The 18,043-nt window shown below is 43.8% G+C and carries 13 protein-coding genes; 9 read left to right on the forward strand and 4 right to left on the reverse strand.

Annotated elements, in window-relative coordinates; genetic code table 11:
- Positions 1-182: 182 nt before the first annotated feature.
- The 7 genes from rsmA (at position 183) to DN068_RS05465 (ending at position 11,944) form a co-directional block, all read left to right on the forward strand.
- Entirely contained in the window at positions 183-941 is a 759-nt protein-coding gene (gene rsmA / locus DN068_RS05435; protein ID WP_110997882.1) for a 16S rRNA (adenine(1518)-N(6)/adenine(1519)-N(6))-dimethyltransferase RsmA, read from the forward strand.
- On the forward strand, positions 938-1,879 hold the full coding sequence (locus DN068_RS05440) for an NAD(P)-dependent oxidoreductase (RefSeq protein ID WP_110997883.1): 942 nt from the start codon (positions 938-940) through the stop codon (positions 1,877-1,879). The genes rsmA and DN068_RS05440 overlap by 4 nt, the downstream gene beginning before the upstream one ends.
- Positions 1,880-1,989: 110 nt before the next feature.
- A complete protein-coding gene (locus DN068_RS05445; RefSeq protein ID WP_165836289.1) occupies positions 1,990-5,832 on the forward strand; it encodes a carboxypeptidase regulatory-like domain-containing protein in 3,843 nt (1,280 codons plus the stop codon).
- A gap of 24 nt (positions 5,833-5,856) precedes the next feature.
- Positions 5,857-9,831: a T9SS type A sorting domain-containing protein gene (locus DN068_RS05450; RefSeq protein ID WP_110997885.1), complete on the forward strand. Its 3,975-nt coding sequence runs from the start codon at positions 5,857-5,859 to the stop codon at positions 9,829-9,831.
- Positions 9,832-9,897: 66 nt separating this feature from the next.
- The gene (locus tag DN068_RS05455) at positions 9,898-10,977 is read left to right on the forward strand and encodes a PorV/PorQ family protein (RefSeq protein WP_110997886.1); all 1,080 of its coding nucleotides are present in this window, start codon (positions 9,898-9,900) and stop codon (positions 10,975-10,977) included.
- An 87-nt stretch (positions 10,978-11,064) separates the two neighbouring features.
- A complete protein-coding gene (greA, locus tag DN068_RS05460) occupies positions 11,065-11,538 on the forward strand; it encodes a transcription elongation factor GreA (protein WP_110997887.1) in 474 nt (157 codons plus the stop codon).
- A 10-nt stretch (positions 11,539-11,548) separates the two neighbouring features.
- On the forward strand, positions 11,549-11,944 hold the full coding sequence (locus tag DN068_RS05465) for an HIT family protein (RefSeq protein WP_110997888.1): 396 nt from the start codon (positions 11,549-11,551) through the stop codon (positions 11,942-11,944).
- Between the two features lie 142 nt (positions 11,945-12,086).
- Here the strand turns inward: DN068_RS05465 and DN068_RS05470 are convergent, their stop codons facing one another.
- Positions 12,087-12,389, reverse strand: a complete 303-nt coding sequence (locus DN068_RS05470; protein ID WP_110997889.1) for a putative quinol monooxygenase — start codon at positions 12,387-12,389, stop codon at positions 12,087-12,089.
- Positions 12,386-13,303, reverse strand: coding sequence for an SAM hydrolase/SAM-dependent halogenase family protein (locus tag DN068_RS05475; protein ID WP_110997890.1), 918 nt, complete (start codon positions 13,301-13,303; stop codon positions 12,386-12,388). Before DN068_RS05475 ends, DN068_RS05470 begins: the two co-directional genes overlap by 4 nt.
- Positions 13,304-13,344: 41 nt before the next feature.
- Here DN068_RS05475 and DN068_RS05480 point away from each other — a divergent pair, with 41 nt between their 5' ends.
- Entirely contained in the window at positions 13,345-14,784 is a 1,440-nt protein-coding gene (locus tag DN068_RS05480) for a choice-of-anchor Q domain-containing protein (RefSeq protein ID WP_110997891.1), read from the forward strand.
- Here the strand turns inward: DN068_RS05480 and idi are convergent.
- Complete coding sequence (gene idi, locus DN068_RS05485) at positions 14,781-15,314, reverse strand: isopentenyl-diphosphate Delta-isomerase (protein ID WP_110997892.1); 534 nt, start codon at positions 15,312-15,314, stop codon at positions 14,781-14,783. The two genes, DN068_RS05480 and idi, sit on opposite strands and share 4 nt — an antisense overlap.
- A 67-nt stretch (positions 15,315-15,381) precedes the next feature.
- Positions 15,382-16,725 carry an oligosaccharide repeat unit polymerase gene (locus tag DN068_RS05490; protein WP_123985239.1) on the reverse strand — a complete coding sequence of 448 codons (1,344 nt, stop codon included), beginning with the start codon at positions 16,723-16,725 and terminating at the stop codon, positions 15,382-15,384.
- A 167-nt stretch (positions 16,726-16,892) separates the two neighbouring features.
- Between DN068_RS05490 and DN068_RS05495 the strand changes: the two genes are divergently transcribed.
- Positions 16,893-17,990, forward strand: a complete 1,098-nt coding sequence (locus DN068_RS05495; protein WP_110997894.1) for a vWA domain-containing protein — start codon at positions 16,893-16,895, stop codon at positions 17,988-17,990.
- Positions 17,991-18,043: the final 53 nt, after the last annotated feature.

Raw genomic sequence — 18,043 nt, forward strand, 5'->3', positions numbered from 1 at the left:
AACGCTCGAACGTCAATTGCGAAGACATAGTGGGGCAATCACCAAGCACAAATCTCCAATCTCAAATATTTCGGGGCAATCAGCATTCGTAAATATTAAATCTCAAATAATTGCGGGCTAATCTGAAATCACAAATCTCCAATCTCAAATATTTCAAATGTTTTCTGGACTTTTGCAGCGATATGCAATACACGTTAAAGAAAAGCCTTGGACAACATTTTCTACATGATGAAAACATGTGTAAGAAAATTGTGTCGCAAATAGAGCCGTCAGCAGGCATGCAATTGCTGGAAATTGGCCCTGGCGGCGGCGCGCTTACCAAATATCTGATTGAATGGAAGGACGTGCAGTATAAGGCTATTGAGGTAGACGAAGAAAAGGTGCAATATTTGCAACATACGTATCCGGTGCTGAAAGATAAAATTATCCTGAAAGATATACTGCAGGCGGATGTTCCGTTTGAAGGCAAGTTTAGTGTGATCGGTAATTTTCCCTATAATATTTCTTCGCCAATCATGTTTAAAATGCTGGAATGGGAACCGCAGGTTGATGTGATCATTGGTATGTTTCAGAAGGAGGTAGCGGTACGTATCGCAGCTGGACCGGGGTCTAAGCAATATGGCATTTTAAGTGTATTGACGCAGGCATTCTTTAAAGTCGATTATCTCTTCGATGTAAATCCAAATTGTTTTACGCCGCCGCCAAAAGTGATGAGTGGGGTGGCAAGCTTCGTGAATTCGGGAAATCCTTTTGGCATCACGGAAAAAAGAAAATTCTTCAACCTCGTAAAAGCGGGATTCAATCAACGTCGCAAAACATTGCGTAACGCACTGCGTGGCACTTTGCCGCCGGAAGCGCTGACACACCCGTTGATGGACAAACGTGCCGAGCAATTGTCTGTAGCAGATTTCGTATCACTTCACAAGCAATATCAGTTATGAACCAATCGGGAAAAGTCTTGATCGCGGCGCCGGTGCATCCAGTTTTAACGGAAGGCCTGGAAGCTGCGGGATACACGTGTGCTATTCATGAAAAGATAACACAGCAGGATGCATTTGAACTCATCAGGGATTGTGTCGGTGTGATTACTTCCACAAGACTTTTGCTCGATAAAGCTCTGCTGGATGCGGCTCCCAAACTGCAGTGGATCGGGCGTATGGGCTCCGGTATGGAAATTATCGACGTGCCTTATGCGACAGAAAAGGGCATTGCCTGTTTCAGCAGTCCCGAAGGAAATCGGAATGCTGTTGCCGAACACGCTATGGGCATGTTATTGGGCGTTACCAAGCGCATCGCATGGAGCCACCAGGAAGTGCAAAAAGGTTTGTGGCTACGAGATGAGAACCGTGGCACTGAACTGGAAGGAAAAACAATCGGAATCATTGGCTATGGTAATACGGGCAAGGCTTTCGCGAAGAAGTTACTGGCATTTGATATGAATATTCTGGCTTACGACATTGATCATACTTTACCGGTTCAGGAAGGTGTGGTCTTTTGTCAAAATCTGGATCGCATTTTCGAAGAAGCAGAGCTGCTTAGTTTTCATTTGCCATTAACAGAAAATACATATCATTATTTTGACAATGTTTTTCTTCAGCAGATGACTAAGCCATTTATTTTGATTAACACCTCCCGTGGCGACGTAGTTGATACAAATGTAATATGGGAAGGTTTGCAGTCGAAAAAGATAAAAAGTGTTTGTTTGGATGTGCTGGAAGGTGAGCCGCTGACGAAGATGAATGATGAAAAAAAGCAATTGGTTCATCAGATATCGATGCTGCCAAACGCCCTGATAACGCCTCATATAGCGGGTTATAGCTTCGAAGCGGTATACAAGATGAGTAACTCCTTACTGACAAAAATCGTCATACCAAAGTAAAACATATAAAATAAACATTTCCTTGACAAAAAAGAGCAACTGCCGTATTACTTTTAACAGAAGTTTTTATCTTTACCCCTCATTTGGTTAATAAATCTTTAATGCAGGATATGACACGTACACTACGTTATTTATTCTTATTGCTGTTTATCGGGATTTCCGGAGAGGCTCTTGCCCAGGCGGGTGAGCTATTCGGTACCGTCTTAGACGCAACCAAACAGCCGGCAATCGGCGCCATTATCAATGTGGAATCCGGAGGTATTTCCAAAGGAGGAACAGCCGCGGATATTGATGGTAACTATTCCATTAAACCGTTGCAGCCAGGCCGCTACACTGTAAAAGTGCAGTACGCAGGTCACAATCCGATAACAGTTTCCGATGTGTTGATCAGCCCGGATAACGCAACTAAATTGAACTTTAGCATGGAAACCTCAAAAGGTAACGTGCTGAAAGAAGTTCAGGTAAAGTATGTTCGTCCGCTCGTTGATAACGCCCGTCCTGGTACCAACAATACCATGACACGCGAGCAGATCAAAAACATGCCTACGCGTAACACTGCGGATATCGCGTCTTTGTCAACTGGTGTATACCAGCAGAAGCAAGGTCAAACCAACCTGAACATCGGTGGTGGTCGTTCAAACGGTACACTTTACATGATTGATGGTGTAATGGTGAGCGGCGGTGCAAACTCCGTAAACCTTCCTCCTGACGCGATCGATCAGATGGAAGTAATCACTTCAGGTATCCCGGCAAAATATGGTGATGCCTCTGGTGGTGTAATCAAACTGACCACACGCGGTATCTCTAAAAATTTCCGTGGCGGTGTAAACGTTGAACACTCTCTGGATGGTTACAACAACAATTATGTTGCGTTTAACATTTCCGGTCCGTTCATGAGCCGCATGGTAAATGACATTAAAAAACCAATCGTAGGTTTCTTCCTCTCTGGTGACTACCGTAGCTATAAGGACAATGATCCTTCTTATGGTGGTAACTATGTAGTGAACGATGCTAAACTGGCTGATATGCGCGAGCATCCGCTGGTAGCTGTCGGTACTGCTACAGGTGTTCCGAACCTCAGACCAGCAACAGAGTTTGTTACAATGTCTGATCTGACTACACAAAAGGCAAAAGTTAATGCAAGTGGTAACCGTGCAACTTTGCTCGGTAAACTCGATTATGAGATCACTCCAGGTACCAACCTTACTGTAGGTGGTTCATTTAACTACACTAATTATTACGACTACAACCGTGCGCTCACACTGTTCGCTCCAGACGCAATGCAGAAGAGCAATCAGTATACCGGTCGTGGTTATATCCGCTTTACACAACGTTTTGGTAAATCGGCTACTGGTGATAAAAAAGAAAATAACAAAATCAGCAACGCATACTATACTGTGCAGGCTGACTACCAAAAGGATTACATCTCTACAGAAGATCCTAATAATAAAAGAAATCCGTTCCTGTACGGTTATGTTGGTAAATTCGTAGAAAACCAAACTCCGGTTTATTCTCCGGGTCTTGATACCGCAACTCAAGTAGATCACAATGCAATCCTGTTGCAAGGTTACCAAGGTACTGGTATTACATACACTCCTTCTAATGTAAATCCATACCTCTCTAATTATACTTCTCAGTATTATGCATTAGGTGGTACAAACCCTACTGCTCTTAACAATATCCCAAGTAACGGTGCATATCTCCGTAACGGTGATAACCCAGGTTATACTTACTCTCTGTGGCCTGGCGTTGGCTATCCTCAGACCGGTTATGGCTACAGCCGTGCAGATCAGTTCTCTTTTGGTGTAGATGCGTCATTTGACTACAAACACAACAAGACAACACACGCTATCGAATTCGGTCTTTACTATCAGCAACGTACTGAACGTGATTACCAATATGGCGTAAGAGGCCGCAGCGTATGGACTATCATGCGTCAGCTGACAAGTGCAAACGTTAATAATAACCTGGATCACTCTAATCCGATTTATATCGTTAACGGTCAACAATACACGAAAGATCAGATCGATGCAGGTGATGTAATCCCTGGTCCTGGTGATACTGTAACATACAATCGTGCTTACAATGGTGATCCTACACACGTAGGTGGTTTCGATTATAATCTGAGACAAAAATTAGGTGCATCTAATCACGATTACATCCAGCCGGATGCGATGGATCCTTCTACTTTCTCAATGAATATGTTTACACCTGATGAATTGCTGAACAGTGGTAAACCATTGGTTTCTTACTATGGTTATGACTACCTCGGTAATGTTGTAAATGGTCAGGTAAACTTTAATGACTTCTTCACAGCGAAAGATGCAAACGGAAACTATACCCGTACTATCGGTGCTTACCGTCCAAACTATATGGCTGGTTATATCTCTGATGCGGTACGTTTCAAAGACATCCTCTTCACAATTGGTGTACGTATCGAACGTTTCGATAACAACACTAAAGTGCTGAAAGATCCATACTCAACTTCTCCGACTTATTCTTTGTCTCAAATAATGAGCAATAATAATGATCCGGAAAATCACTCTCAGGCAAACTTTGGTACAAACGGTATTCCTTCTAACATCGGTAGCGGTTATGTAGTATATGTTGATGATAACGCTTCGGTAAAACCAACTGTAACTGGTTACCGTAACGGTGATACATGGTACGATGCAACTGGTCGTGAAGTAGCTGATCCAAACATTCTGAAACAAGAAAGCGGTCGTGATCTGCAACCATACCTCCAAAGAAATACAGACGGTACAGCAATTCCGAAAATCTCTGATGCTGGCTATGATCCAACAGGTGCATTTACAGATTACAAACCTCAGGTAAATGTAATGCCACGTATCTCTTTCTCATTCCCGATCAACGATGTTGGTTTGATCTATGCACACTACGATGTGATCATGCAACGTCCTAAATCATTCAGCAGCGTTCTGACTGGTACACAGGCTTATGCTTCTCCGGTTGATTATATGTACATCCAACAAAATGGTAGCTCAGTAATCATCGGTAACAACAACCTGAAACCAGAAAGACTGACTAACTATGAAGTAGGTTTCCAACAAAAACTGTCTGACCTGTCTGCGATCACATTGAATGCATTCTACAAAGAACGCCGTGATCAGATCCAGGCTCGTCCTTACCTGTACGCTTACCCGACTACTTACTATACTTACGCCAACAAAGACTTCTCTTCTACGAAAGGTCTGGGTGTGAAATATGAACTGCGTCGTGTAAACCACATCTCAATGCTCCTCAGCTATACTTTGCAATTTGCTGAAGGTACCGGTTCTACTGCTACTTCTTCTTATGGTAACGGTACTGCAGGTCTGCAACAAAACCTCATTCAGGCTTCATTGCCGAACCTGATGCTGGTAAATCCACTGGATTACGATTCTCGTCACAATATCGCTGCCAGCATCGACTACCGTTATGCTGCAGGTGAAGGTCCGGAAATCGGCGGTCTGAAAGTGTTCCAGAATGCTGGTATCAACCTGATGTTTAACGCAAGAAGCGGTGAGCCTTATACGCACTACGCAGAAGCTCAAAGCCTGGCTGTTGACGCGAGCAACTCAAGAACAATTCAAGGTGGTATCAACGGCAACCGTTTGCCTTGGCACTACATGTTCAACCTGAAAATCGACAAAGACTTTGCACTGAGCTTCAACAACAAAAAAGACGAAGCATCTGCTACAAAAAGAAAGTACTATGTTAATGCTTATGTGATGATCAACAACCTGCTGAATACACGCGACGTACTTCAAGTATATCCGTACACAGGTCGTTCTGACGATGATGGTTACCTGACATCTCCACAAGGTATTCAGTTCACTTCAAACCAGACAAATCCTAAATCTTACTCGGACCTGTACACTGCTTTGATGCGTAATCCATCATATCTGAATAACCCTCGCAGAATCATTTTAGGCCTTTCATTTAATTTTTAATCAACACGGTAACGATAAAAAGTTATGTTAGTAAATAGTAAAAAATGGCTCTCGCTGGCGATGACCACTGTCTTTACAGGGGTTGGTCTCCTCGCCACTGCGCGACCAAATCAGAACTTTAACGGTCAGCGTATGACTAATGGTACCCAGCGTACCACGGCATCGCGCGATTGTAAGCCAGCGACGTCTGCTATCGATCTTGACATCAATAACGTTCGTGCCAGATTGATGACCGGCGGTGATATGTGGTGGGATCAGGGTAAAGATGTTGCCGCTTACGAAGTACCTAAGGGAAGCGGAAAGAGCTCACTCTTTGCTGGTTCGGCATGGATTGGTGGTTATGACCCTCAGGGTAACCTGAAAGTTGCCGCACAAACATACCGTCAGGACGGTAATGACTATTGGCCTGGCCCGCTTGAAGCAGGTGCCTACACTACAAGTTCTGCAACTTGTTCTGAATGGGATCGTTTCTGGCGTGTAGAAAGATCAGATATCAACACCTTCCGTGATTTGATTAAAAAAGGATCCGTTCCTGATGAATCGGATCCTGCATATGCTCCGATTTATCAGTGGCCGGCTCATGGTAACACTAAAGCTATAGGTAACAGTGGCGCCCCTCTGGATCTGCTTACTGCTACCACACGTGATTACGCTCCGTATATCGACGTTAGTGGCCCGGGTGGTAAACCAGATGGTATCTACAACCCTCAGTACGGTGACTATCCAGATATCCTGGGTGACCAATACATCTGGTGGGTGTTCAATGATGAAGGTAACATCAAAATGCAGACGCAAACAGATGCGATCGGTATGGAAGTTCAGGCTAGCGCCTTTGCGTTCTCTACAAAAGATAACCTCAACAACGCTACCTTCTATAACTACCGTATGATCAACCGTAGCCCGTCTACGCTGGATACAGCGTTTATCGCTACATGGACCGATGCGGATCTGGGTTATGCATTCGATGACTTTATCGGTTGTGATACTGCTCGTGGTCTTGGTATCCTTTATAACGGTAAAAGTATTGATGGTAACGGTGAACCAAGCAGCTATGGCTCTCAGGTTCCAATGGTAGGTGTTGACTTCTTTATCGGTCCTAAACGCTTTATTCCTAACCCGAACAAACCGGGTACAGATACAGCGATTAAACTGAAAATGACTGCCTTCACGTACTTTAATAACGATAACTCTGCAATCGGTAACCCAACCAATGGTCAGCAGATCTATGGTTATATGACCGGTACAAACCGCGGTGGTCAGCGTTTCTCTTATGACTGGGATGGTACAGCAGGTCACACCAGTGTGGCTTATGGTAAAGGTCCACTCATCAAATTTGCATACGTTGGTGAACCAGATAACACATCTTCATGGTCTGAGTGTACTTGTGGTAACAAACCATATGACCGTCGTTTCATCCACTCTTCCGGTCCTTTCCAATTGCAGGCTGGTAGCATTGACCGTTCTCAGAACGACGTAACAATCGGTGCTGTGTGGGTTGCGGACGTAGGTGGTTGTCCTAACACATCATTCAAGAAAATCCGTGTAGCAGATGACGAAGCACAGGAACTGTTCGATAATAACTTTAAAACAATCGAAGGCCCTGAGGCTCCACGTCTCGTAATTCGTGAAATGGACCGCAAACTTGTGTTCTATATCATGAACGATTCTAACAGCACAAACTTCCAGGAGAAATTCGGTTATGATCTTTCTGATCAGAAATACCGTGTTGCTTCTCCTAAAACAAGACACTTTAAAGATTCTCTCTACAAATTCGAAGGTTACCGCATATTCCAGCTGAAAAACAGCCAGATTTCTGCAGCTCAGATCTTTGACGAAAATGGTCAAGTTGACCAGACAGTTGCTGCTGAGGTATTCCAGACAGATATCAGAAATGGTGTAAGCCGTATTGTTAACTATAGCAAGGCAACTGACATCAGCGATACTACATGGGCATATTCTGTGAAAGTAACTGGTAAGGATAGTGGTATCGTTCACAGTTTCTCTCTGCAAACTGACCGATTCGCATCTACGAAAGATCCTCGTTTTGTAAACTATCGCAACTACTACTTCGTAGCAATCGCATATTCTTACAACCAATTCGCTCCATTTAATGCGAAACTGTCTGACTCAACTCAGGACGTTCCTTACCTGGAAAGTGCGCATGGTGCAGGTGGTGTTCCTATTCCAATTGTAGTAGGTATGCCTAACCCGGCTAACGGTGATATGGGTACTACACTGAACGCTGATTATGGTAGCGGTGTAATTGTGAAAAGAATCGAGGGTATTGGTAACGGTGCTAACTTCATCTCTATGGATGCAGCATCTGAAACTGCAGCACTCGATCCGAACAATAACTTTGAAATCGGAAACCCAACTTATGTTGCTGGACAATCTCCGGTAAATGTAAAAGTGGTAGATCCACGTAAAGTACAGAAAGGTAACTGGGAACTGTTCATCACCGGTACTCAGTATGCTGATCAAACAAAAGGTATTATCCCAACTCAGGGTTCATGGAAACTCGTTTATAACGGTGGTCAGGACGTAATCTATAGCGAACGCGATCTGTCTGTATACAACGAGCAAATCCTTGAAAACTACGGTATCTCTGTAGGTCTGACACAAACTGTTCGTCCTGGTGATGATCAGATTAACTCAAATGGTCTGGTAGGTTCTGATGTTACTTTCGCTGATCCTGGTACTGCTTGGTTGACTGGTGTTATCGATCAGGAATCTAAAAACCTCCAGAACTGGATTCGCAGCGGTAAAAACAAAGAGGATTCAGTAAATCCATGTAACTATAATGACTACGCCCTTGATACTGTAGGTCAGTTCTACGAAAACCTGATGCCAAACAACGCGCTCGTTGCTAAAACATGGGCTCCGTTCCCGCTGGCTACAGCAGAAAACAGACCTGCTTGTGGATTTGGTGTAATTCCAAACAATACATCTTCTGTAAACGGAATGTATCAGTTGCACGGTGTTGATATCGTGATGACATCTGACAGAACAAAATGGACTCGTTGTGTTGTATTTGAAATGGAAGATGACCCAACCCTTGCTGAAGGTGGTGCTGCTAAATACCGCCCTAGAAAACACCTTTCATGGACTGGTGACGTAGATGGTTCTGGTGCTCCTGTTTATGATCAAAGCGATTCTGGCAGATCTTGGTTCCCGGGTTATGCAGTTGATCAGGAAACTGGTGTACGTCTGAACGTTATCTTCGGTGAAGATAGCTGGTTGAAAACTCAAAATGGTGCAGATATGATCTGGAACCCGACTACACCACTGCAAATTAATGGTGACGGTTCTGGTACTATCGGTAACGTAATCAACGGTGGTAAACACTATATCTACGTTCTGGGTACGAAATATGATGAAGGTCAAGGTACAATCACTGCGCTGCAAAGCACAAACGCCCTGAACGTACAGAACTATTTTAAAAATACTTTCATGTGGGTAGGCTTGCCTACGCTTACTGCAGGTTTCAACCTGAAGTCACTGAAAGATGGTATCATCCCGACTGAAACAAGACTCCGTATCCGCGTTTCTCGTCCTTACGCACAATACCTGCCTACAGGACAGACAGCGATAAATGGCAACCTTCCTTACTATACATTTAGTACAGATGGTCTGGCTCCGGTAGCGCTTACTGATAACTCACATGGTAATAAGGATTCTGTAGCTGATCTGATGGCTGTAGTTCCAAACCCTTACTATGGTTACTCGGGTTACGAAGTAAACCGCGTAGGTACTACGGTTCGTATTATCAACCTGCCACGTCGTGCTACTGTAAGCATCTATTCACTGGATGGTACGCTGGTTCGCCGCCTCGAGAAAGACAATGCAAACGTGTCTTACCTCGACTGGGATATCCTGAATGCTAAGAGCCTTCCAATTGCTAGTGGTATGTATCTTATCCATATCAATGCAGAAGGTGTAGGTGAGCGGATTATTCGTTGGTTCGGTGCAATGCGTCCGGTTGATATCACTAACTATTAATAACTGAATTTGAAAGGGCCGGTAGCCATTCCGGCCCCCAAATAAATAATTCATCATATAACGTTTATGAAAAGTTTTTCTACCAAAGCTGCATTAGCTATCTGTGCCATCGGCTTATCGGTGCAGGCTTTTGCAGGAAATAAAGATAGATCCGGACAAGCGGGAGCAACAGAAATGCTGATCAACCCTTGGGGTGCTTCAAACGGCGTGTTTGGCCTGAACACGGCAACTGTGTCTGGTGTAGAAGCTATGAAGGGGAACATTGCCGGTCTCGCCATGGCTGATCGTACAGAAATAGGTTTAGGATATACGATGTACCTCTCTAACTCTAAAGTAAGCATAGCAGATCTGGGCTTTTCTCAGAAACTGGGCAACTTTGGTGTACTGGGTGTAAACATTATGTCTACTTCTTTCGGCGAAATTCCAATCACTACTTATGATAATCCATCAGGTGGTGTTGGTACTTACAAACCTCAGTTCCTGAACTTCCAGGTTGGTTTTGCCAAAGAATTCTCTAAATATGTACGTGCTGGTATCTCTGCTACCTACGTGAGTGAGCAGGTTACCAACGTATCCGCTCAGGGCGCTTGTTTCGACGCAGGTGTACAATACGTAACCGGCGCACGCAATAACTTCCACTTCAGCGTTGCTTTGCGTAACCTCGGTACCAATATGCGCTACTCTGGCGGTGGTTTCGCTGTTGACGCACAATCTCAGTACGGAACATATTCTATGTCCCAGGACGTTCCTTCCGATAAATTCGGTATGCCAACGTATCTGAATTTCGGTCTGGCATATGATTTCTACCTGGATGAAAACAAATTGCAAAATCAGGATGATAAGCCAAAACATCGTCTGACTGCAATGGGTAGCTTCCAGTCTAACTCTTATCAAAACGACTATCTCGGCCTTGGTGCAGAATACGCGTTCCGCGAAATGTTCATGCTCCGCGCTGGTTACCGTTATGAAAAAGACATCAACACCGATCAGAGCAATACAATGTTTACTGGTTTCAGTGCGGGTGCATCAGTTCAGTATAAAGTAGGTGACAAAGGTCCGCGTCTGGCTGTTGACTACGCTTACCGTCCTACTGCAAAACCAAACAACGGAGTACACACGTTCACGCTCCGCATGCATTTCCGTTAAGGATATTTTTCTTAAATTCGTTTTTGTACAACGCTTCTGTCTCAATCAGAAGCGTTGTATTTTTTATTAATCTAAAACAGTAGTAATATGTCTGGAGTTAATTATGTTACAAAAGAGACGTTGGAACAAATGAGAGAGGAATTGACACAGTTGAAAACGTCGGGTCGCGCTGAAATTGCACACGCGATTGCTGAAGCCCGTGAAAAAGGAGACTTGCGTGAGAATGCTGAATATGACGCCGCTAAAGAAGCTCAGGGTCTGCATGAAGCTAAAATTGCAAAACTTGAAGCCGCCATTGCCTCTTCCCGCATAATGGATACCAAAGATATTGATACAAGTAAAGTCTCTATACTGAGTAAAGTAAAAGTGACGAACCTCAATACTAAGAAAACAGTTGAATACCAGATCGTTTCTGAAAAAGAAGCAGATCTCAAAGCAGGTAAGATTTCTGTTACTTCGCCAATCGGCAGAGGTCTGCTGGGTAAAGTAGTAGGTGAAGTTGCAGAAGTGACTGCTCCTAGTGGCGTAATTAAATTTAAAGTCGAAGAAATTTTCATTTAATAGCTCTCTTATGGCCACCATTTTTTCAAAGATCATCGCAGGTGAAATACCTTCTTTCAAGATCGCAGAAAACGATCATTTTTATGCTTTTCTGGACATCTTTCCGCTGGTGAAAGGTCATGTGCTGGTTGTGCCGAAAGTGGAAGTAGATAAGTTTTTCGATGTGTCAGACGATCTGCTGAGCGAATGGCTGGTTTTCGCAAAACCTATTGCAAAAGCTATTGAAAGTTCTTTTCCGTGTAACCGTTGTGGCATAAGCGTGGTTGGCCTGGAAGTGCCGCATGCACACATGCATCTTGTTCCCATCAACGGTGCCGACGATCTGAATTTTACCCGACACAAGCTGAAGCTTTCGGAAGAAGAACTGAAAGAAATTCAGGCAACCATCGTAGCAAAGCTTTCTTAATTTCTGATGTCTGATCGCAGGTTTTTGTGATTTTGCGAAAAATAAAAAAGCCTGGCCAACAGTACTGTTGGCCAGGCTTTTTTCTATAGTAGCCCGGAAAGCTGGATCGGTTACTCATCGTCCACAGCTCACAAATCAGCCGTCAGCGATCTCCGACAATCGCTTTCTGATTCACGCTCCAGGCTTGCGGTTTCGCCTGAAACAACGCTTTAGTTTTTGACCAGGTATCTTTAAAAAATTCAGAAAAGCGATAATGATTCAGATGCTCCTCGCTTTCCCACATGCTGTAAGTGAAAAATATATTCGGATCATGTGCATCTTGCCATAATTCGAGATGGCGGCAGCCTTCAAATGTTCTGATTTTTTGTTTGCGTTCTTCAAACAATGCCTCAAAATTGCTGACTTCTTCCGGGCGGAAATTCATTTGTACAATGCGTACGATCATTCAAAATAGATTTTAATCGTTTTATACATCAGATCCTGATCGCGGTAGAGCTTAAGGCCAAAGAGGCTGGCGGCATTACCCCGGTTGATCGCTATTTCAAGAAATCCCGTAGCATTAAAACGACAAAGTTTTTCACCGATGCCAACATTGTAGTAATGGTGGCTGAGCTGTGTTATTTCCTCATCGCGGACAAACTTGATATAGAAAGGCCGGCCTTCACCAAAGACCTCGAATTGTTCCTTTGTAATATTTAATACCACATTTTCGAAACGATCAATGTGAATGACCTGGCATTCCACACTATTGTCTTCTGCTTTAGGACGCCAATGGATCGGGGCTACGCGCATGTTGCACGGTTTCATGTTTTCAGTATGGCCATCATAGTGTAATTGATGGATCATCTTGCCCACTGCCAGCATCCAGTCGCGAAAACGGTCGTCATCAGAAAGTTCCATACAATGGAAAACACGGTCTATCTGATCGCCAAATGCCAATGATAAAATGCCATTGTCGGGAGCCAGGAAAAAATAACCGTCTTTTTCGCAAAGAATCAAACGTGGACGTTTGCTGTAAAATACATCCGTCAGCAGAATATGACAGGTGCCTGTCGGGAAATTGCGATAAGCTGCTAATAACAAATAAGCGGCTTGTTGCAGATGGAAAGGCTCTACCTGATGCGAAATATCTATGATGCGCGCTTCCGGCAATGACTGCATCAGTATGCCTTTAGCCGAAGCTACTGAAGCATCCTGTAAGCCAAAATCTGAAAGAAGCGTAATGCACTGCATAGACGGAGGGAAAAGCAAAAATACTGCTGAATGAATGTAAAGCAAAAAAATGGCAGAAGGATTTCCTGTTTCGAGTAAATTCGTTTTTATGCGGAGAAAATAATTATCTGTTTTCAGCGTTATCATTTTCACACGTTAACTTTACCCGTCAACGATTTTGCGACTTCATGCGATCTAAATATTTTCTGATACCGGTTTTTGTTCTTTTCGGGATGCTCATTTTCGGCACATCCTGCAAAAAGGACAAACTGCTTACCAGCGGGGGAAATCTTACATTTTCCACTGATACACTCACTTTTGATACTGTCTTTACTGCACAGGGCAGCTTTACGTTGCAGGTGAAAATTTTCAACCCACAGGATCAGAAAGTAAATATCAGCTCTATTCGTCTGCAAAATGGTGCCAGCTCTTATTTTCATCTGAATATCGACGGCTTTGCCGGAAACAGCAGGGAGAATATTGAAATCGCAGCTAAGGATAGCATGTATGTTTTCGCAACGGTAAATATTGACCCGACCGATGCAAATACGCCGTTCGTTATTGAAGACAAACTGATTGCCACGCTCAACGGTACGGATTACAGTCTTCCGATGGTTGCATATGGCCAGAATGCGCATTATATCACCGATAGTGTATTAAGTTCGGCTGCGCCGATTCAGTGGCTTACTGATAAGCCGTACGTAATTATTCACAGTGCATTGGTCGATTCGTCCACAACGCTTGTAATCCCGCCCAAATGCCGCATTTACATGCACGCAGACTCCCGTTTGTATGTGCAGGGAACACTGCTGGCGCAAGGCACTAAAACTGATAGTATCATTTTCCAGGGTGACCGTCTTGATCGTGATTATTTCGGTGGTGATCTGCCAGGCGAGTGGGGTGGACTTTATTTTGACATCAGCAGTCACAATAGTAAAATGGATTGGGTAGTGATGAAAAACTGCGGCAGTTCTGTTGGTAACGGACTTCCGGCAGCGTTGTGGGTATCTGGCGATGGTAGCAGTACCAATCAGCTGACGATGACACACACTATTATTGAAAACAGTATTGGTTATGGATTGCTTTGTTTTAATGCCAATGTAAAAGCAGAAAACAGTCTGGTGCACTCTACGGGAACGCAGGCTCTGGCACTTTTTCAGGGAGGTACTTATTCGATTACCAACTGCGATTTTATCAACTACTATCCGATAAATATCAACCATACGGATAACCCGACCGGCGCCATATTCAACTACTACGATACCAGCAATACCGGTTATTTGCAGGGTAATCTGAACGCTGTTTTAACCAACTGTCTTATCTACGGAACTATTGACGATGAGCTGGTGACCGCGAAAAAGGGAAGCGGCGCATTCAATCTTCAGTTTATCAATTGCGATATCAAATCTACACAGAACCCGGATGCACTTGATGCCAGCACGGTATTCACTAATTGCCTTTTCGGACAAGACCCCCAATTTGTGGACTATACGAAATGGAATTTCCGTGTGAAGGCAGGTTCGCCGCTGATCGATGCAGGTGCACCCGTATCAATTGGGAATGATCTTGACGATCAGCCGCGAGTGAACGGTAGCGCTATTGATATTGGCTGCTACGAATTTTACTAGTCTTTGAGGTTATTGAGATAATCAACAAACATTGGGAATGCGAGGTGGAACCAGGCGGTAAAGTCGTCCGGGCGTTTCGCCATCCAGCCTTTTATTTCGGGAATTGATGTGTACCGGAATGCCATGACTTCATCTGGATTGATGATCGGTGTATCTGAATAATGACCGAGATAAATATGGTCGTACTCATTTTCGATCAAACCATTGCCCACATCAGATTTGTAACGCAGTTTAAAAATTGGTTCCAGGGCGGCATCAAATCCCATTTCTTCCGTCATTCTGCGATGTGCTCCGGCAAGTGTGCTTTCATGTGGGAAAGGGTGCGAACAACATGTATTCGTCCAAAGACCACCGGAATGGTATTTATGTAGCGCACGTTGCTGCAGGAGCAACTCATGCCGGTCATTCAGGATAAAAACAGAAAACGCACGATGCAGCACGCCTTCCTGGTGAGCAGCCATTTTTTCCATTGTCCCGAGCCATTCGTCGCGCTCGTTCACCACAGTTACCAGATTTTGTGCAAACGCCATAGTTTCAGTTTAATAATCATTACCAGTCTTCTGCGTGCAAATTACCGAAAACTGAGCCGATATTTTCTCAGGCTGATTTAGAAAGTCTCCGTAAAAACTGATGCAATAAGCTGGCCGAAATAAAGAAACCCGCGAGATAAGCGAACGATGAAAGCAAATCGCCCCGCAGTATAAAGAACGACATGATCATGGCAACAGGATAAAAAATAACGCCGAAATGCAGCGCTGGAGATGATTTCATGCGTGCGTACCAACGATCGTAAACACAACCGGCAATGGCAAAGCCCATAATAAAGAGAACTGCGCCGATGGCTCCGAAATTGATCAGCCCTTCTGCATAATAAGCACTCGTGTAATTATGGAAGTTTTCCAGCGATGGCTCATATATCAATGCGCCACTGCCAATAGATTTTCCGGGCCAGATGCTGCGTGGCACAAAAAACAGAATTACCGTAAGTAACTGTCTGCCCCAGGTAATGTCATGATTTGCGATATACTGATATGTTTTGCAGACAGAAGTATAAGCGTCGAAATCGCCTTTTACAAGAGCGCTTGCGTAAATTGACTGCAAATTTTTGGTGTGCGTGGTTAATTCTTCACCGGCATATCTTGTGAGACTGAGCGCTGGAAAAACGATCAGCAGTCCGACGGTCAGCAGGATGGCAAACACATTTTTTTTCTCCAGCCATTTTAAATGAAACGCAAGTAGTAGGCTGAGGTAAAGGCAGGCCGCATAATATCGCGCGAGCGATAAAGGGAAATTGACAAAGACGCAGCAAAACAAAACGGTGAGCAACCAGGGCAGAGCAATCTGTTTTTTCCGAAACAGCCAGATAGATAACAGCGAGAAATACATTGTTACACCACGAAGTCCTTTGTCGAGCAATAATGCAAGTGTGGGATGTATATTCTGGTAAAGCGAAAGTTCGGCGTCCTGACGATGCCAGATATTGCTAAACCCATAAGTGAAGATAATGCCGGAGCAACAAATCAGAAATACACAAAACCCCACCAGAAAAGCTTTAGGCGTAATCTGGGCACCATTGACCGGAGGCGAAGCTTTTAATTTTAATGGTCTTTTTGATAAGGATGTTCGTATTGCACTATATGCTGCAAGGCAGACTAGCAATAGCAGGTTCGTTTTTATAAAAATGGCATCCGGGAAAAATTCATCCCAGGCCATATTGTGCTGCGTGTACTGGAAAAGTGGCACGACGCCCATGAAGACAAGATTAAATATCCAGAACATTTTATTAAACGAATAGGGGGTAGTATCGCGGAACGTTTCAAAAGCGGCGTAGAAAATAATGACCAGAAAACTGCCGGAAATAACGAAATTATTACTTCCGGAATTTGACCGGACAAGCAGCAAGGCCGCACACAACAATGTGATCAATCCGGCAAAAAACAAAGGTTTTCTATTTTCGGGAAACGGCGCCAAAATGTTGTGAATGGTTGGATTGTGTGTAAATATAAACGCTTTTCTCTAAGCGATCTTTCTCTATAGGCTTATTGGTGTTTCTTCGTGTTGGGGAAATAGGCGATTCCTTAACTTTATAATCGTAAAAAAGAAGAGCAATGCGTGGGTTCGTATTTTCAGAATATCGTGCGGATGAAAACAATAAATCTCCATTTGAAAGGTTGCTGAACCTTTTTATGGAGCTGCTGCAGTATACCAGCGGTGACGCTACAGAAGCCCTTGACTGGCTTACACAGCTGGACCGCGAACATAAATTCACTGACAAAGATTATGGCATCGGTGATTTTATTGAAGACCTGAAAGCAAACGGGTATCTGACGGAAGAAAATCAAACCGGTGCATATAAGATCACCGCAAAATCAGAGCAAACAATCCGTAAACGTTCGCTGGAAGAAATCTTTGGCAAGCTAAAAAAAGCACGTCAGGGAAATCATCAGGTGTATCAAAGTGGACAGGGCGATGAATTAAATCCGGAAATCAGACCTTATGAATTTGGTGATACGCTGGAGTCGATCGATTATACCGGGACGTTGAAAAATGCTTTTATCAATCACGGCGTACAGAGTTTTTCACTGAAGGAAGATGATCTTGAAATTCATGAAAAAGATTTCAAATCGCAGACTTCTACCGTGTTGATGATTGATATCTCGCATTCGATGATTCTTTATGGCGAAGACCGTATCACACCGGCTAAAAAAGTAGCCATGGCATTGAGCGAACTCATCACAACGCGCTATCCGAAAGACACACTCGATATTGTTGTATTCGGGAATGATGCCTGGCAGATTGAAATGAAAGATTTGCCCTATTTGCAGGTCGGGCCGTACCATACCAATACGGTAGCAGGCTTAGAATTGGCGATGGATATTTTACGCCGCAGGAAAAATCCCAATAAACAAGTATTTCTGATTACAGATGGCAAACCTACTTGTCTCAAAATTGGAAAGAAGTACTACAAAAACAGTTTTGGTATCGATAGTAAAATTCTGAATCGTACGTTGAACCTGGCAGGTCAGTTGAAAAAGCTGAAAATACCGGTGATTACCTTCATGATTGCCCGTGATCCGTACTTGCAGGCTTTTGTACGCAATTTTACGGAAGTCAATAACGGAAAGGCATTTTATTCCAGCCTCGATGGCTTAGGCAGTTTTGTATTTGAAGACTACGAGCGCAACAAGCGGAAAACAATGCGATAGTAAATCGATTGAACTATTAAAAACGAGAGCGGCTGCATCATAGGCAGCCGCTC

It is taken from the genome of Taibaiella soli (assembly GCF_003236175.1).
GTDB lineage: Bacteria > Bacteroidota > Bacteroidia > Chitinophagales > Chitinophagaceae > QKTW01.

Coding starts and splice junctions, on each gene's coding strand:
- rsmA (WP_110997882.1), top strand. CDS start 183: ATGCAATACACGTTAAAGAAAAGCCTTGGACAACATTTTCTACATGAT.
- DN068_RS05440 (WP_110997883.1), top strand. CDS start 938: ATGAACCAATCGGGAAAAGTCTTGATCGCGGCGCCGGTGCATCCAGTT.
- DN068_RS05445 (WP_165836289.1), top strand. CDS start 1,990: ATGACACGTACACTACGTTATTTATTCTTATTGCTGTTTATCGGGATT.
- DN068_RS05450 (WP_110997885.1), top strand. CDS start 5,857: ATGTTAGTAAATAGTAAAAAATGGCTCTCGCTGGCGATGACCACTGTC.
- DN068_RS05455 (WP_110997886.1), top strand. CDS start 9,898: ATGAAAAGTTTTTCTACCAAAGCTGCATTAGCTATCTGTGCCATCGGC.
- greA (WP_110997887.1), top strand. CDS start 11,065: ATGTCTGGAGTTAATTATGTTACAAAAGAGACGTTGGAACAAATGAGA.
- DN068_RS05465 (WP_110997888.1), top strand. CDS start 11,549: ATGGCCACCATTTTTTCAAAGATCATCGCAGGTGAAATACCTTCTTTC.
- DN068_RS05470 (WP_110997889.1), bottom strand. CDS start 12,389: ATGATCGTACGCATTGTACAAATGAATTTCCGCCCGGAAGAAGTCAGC.
- DN068_RS05475 (WP_110997890.1), bottom strand. CDS start 13,303: ATGATAACGCTGAAAACAGATAATTATTTTCTCCGCATAAAAACGAAT.
- DN068_RS05480 (WP_110997891.1), top strand. CDS start 13,345: ATGCGATCTAAATATTTTCTGATACCGGTTTTTGTTCTTTTCGGGATG.
- idi (WP_110997892.1), bottom strand. CDS start 15,314: ATGGCGTTTGCACAAAATCTGGTAACTGTGGTGAACGAGCGCGACGAA.
- DN068_RS05495 (WP_110997894.1), top strand. CDS start 16,893: ATGCGTGGGTTCGTATTTTCAGAATATCGTGCGGATGAAAACAATAAA.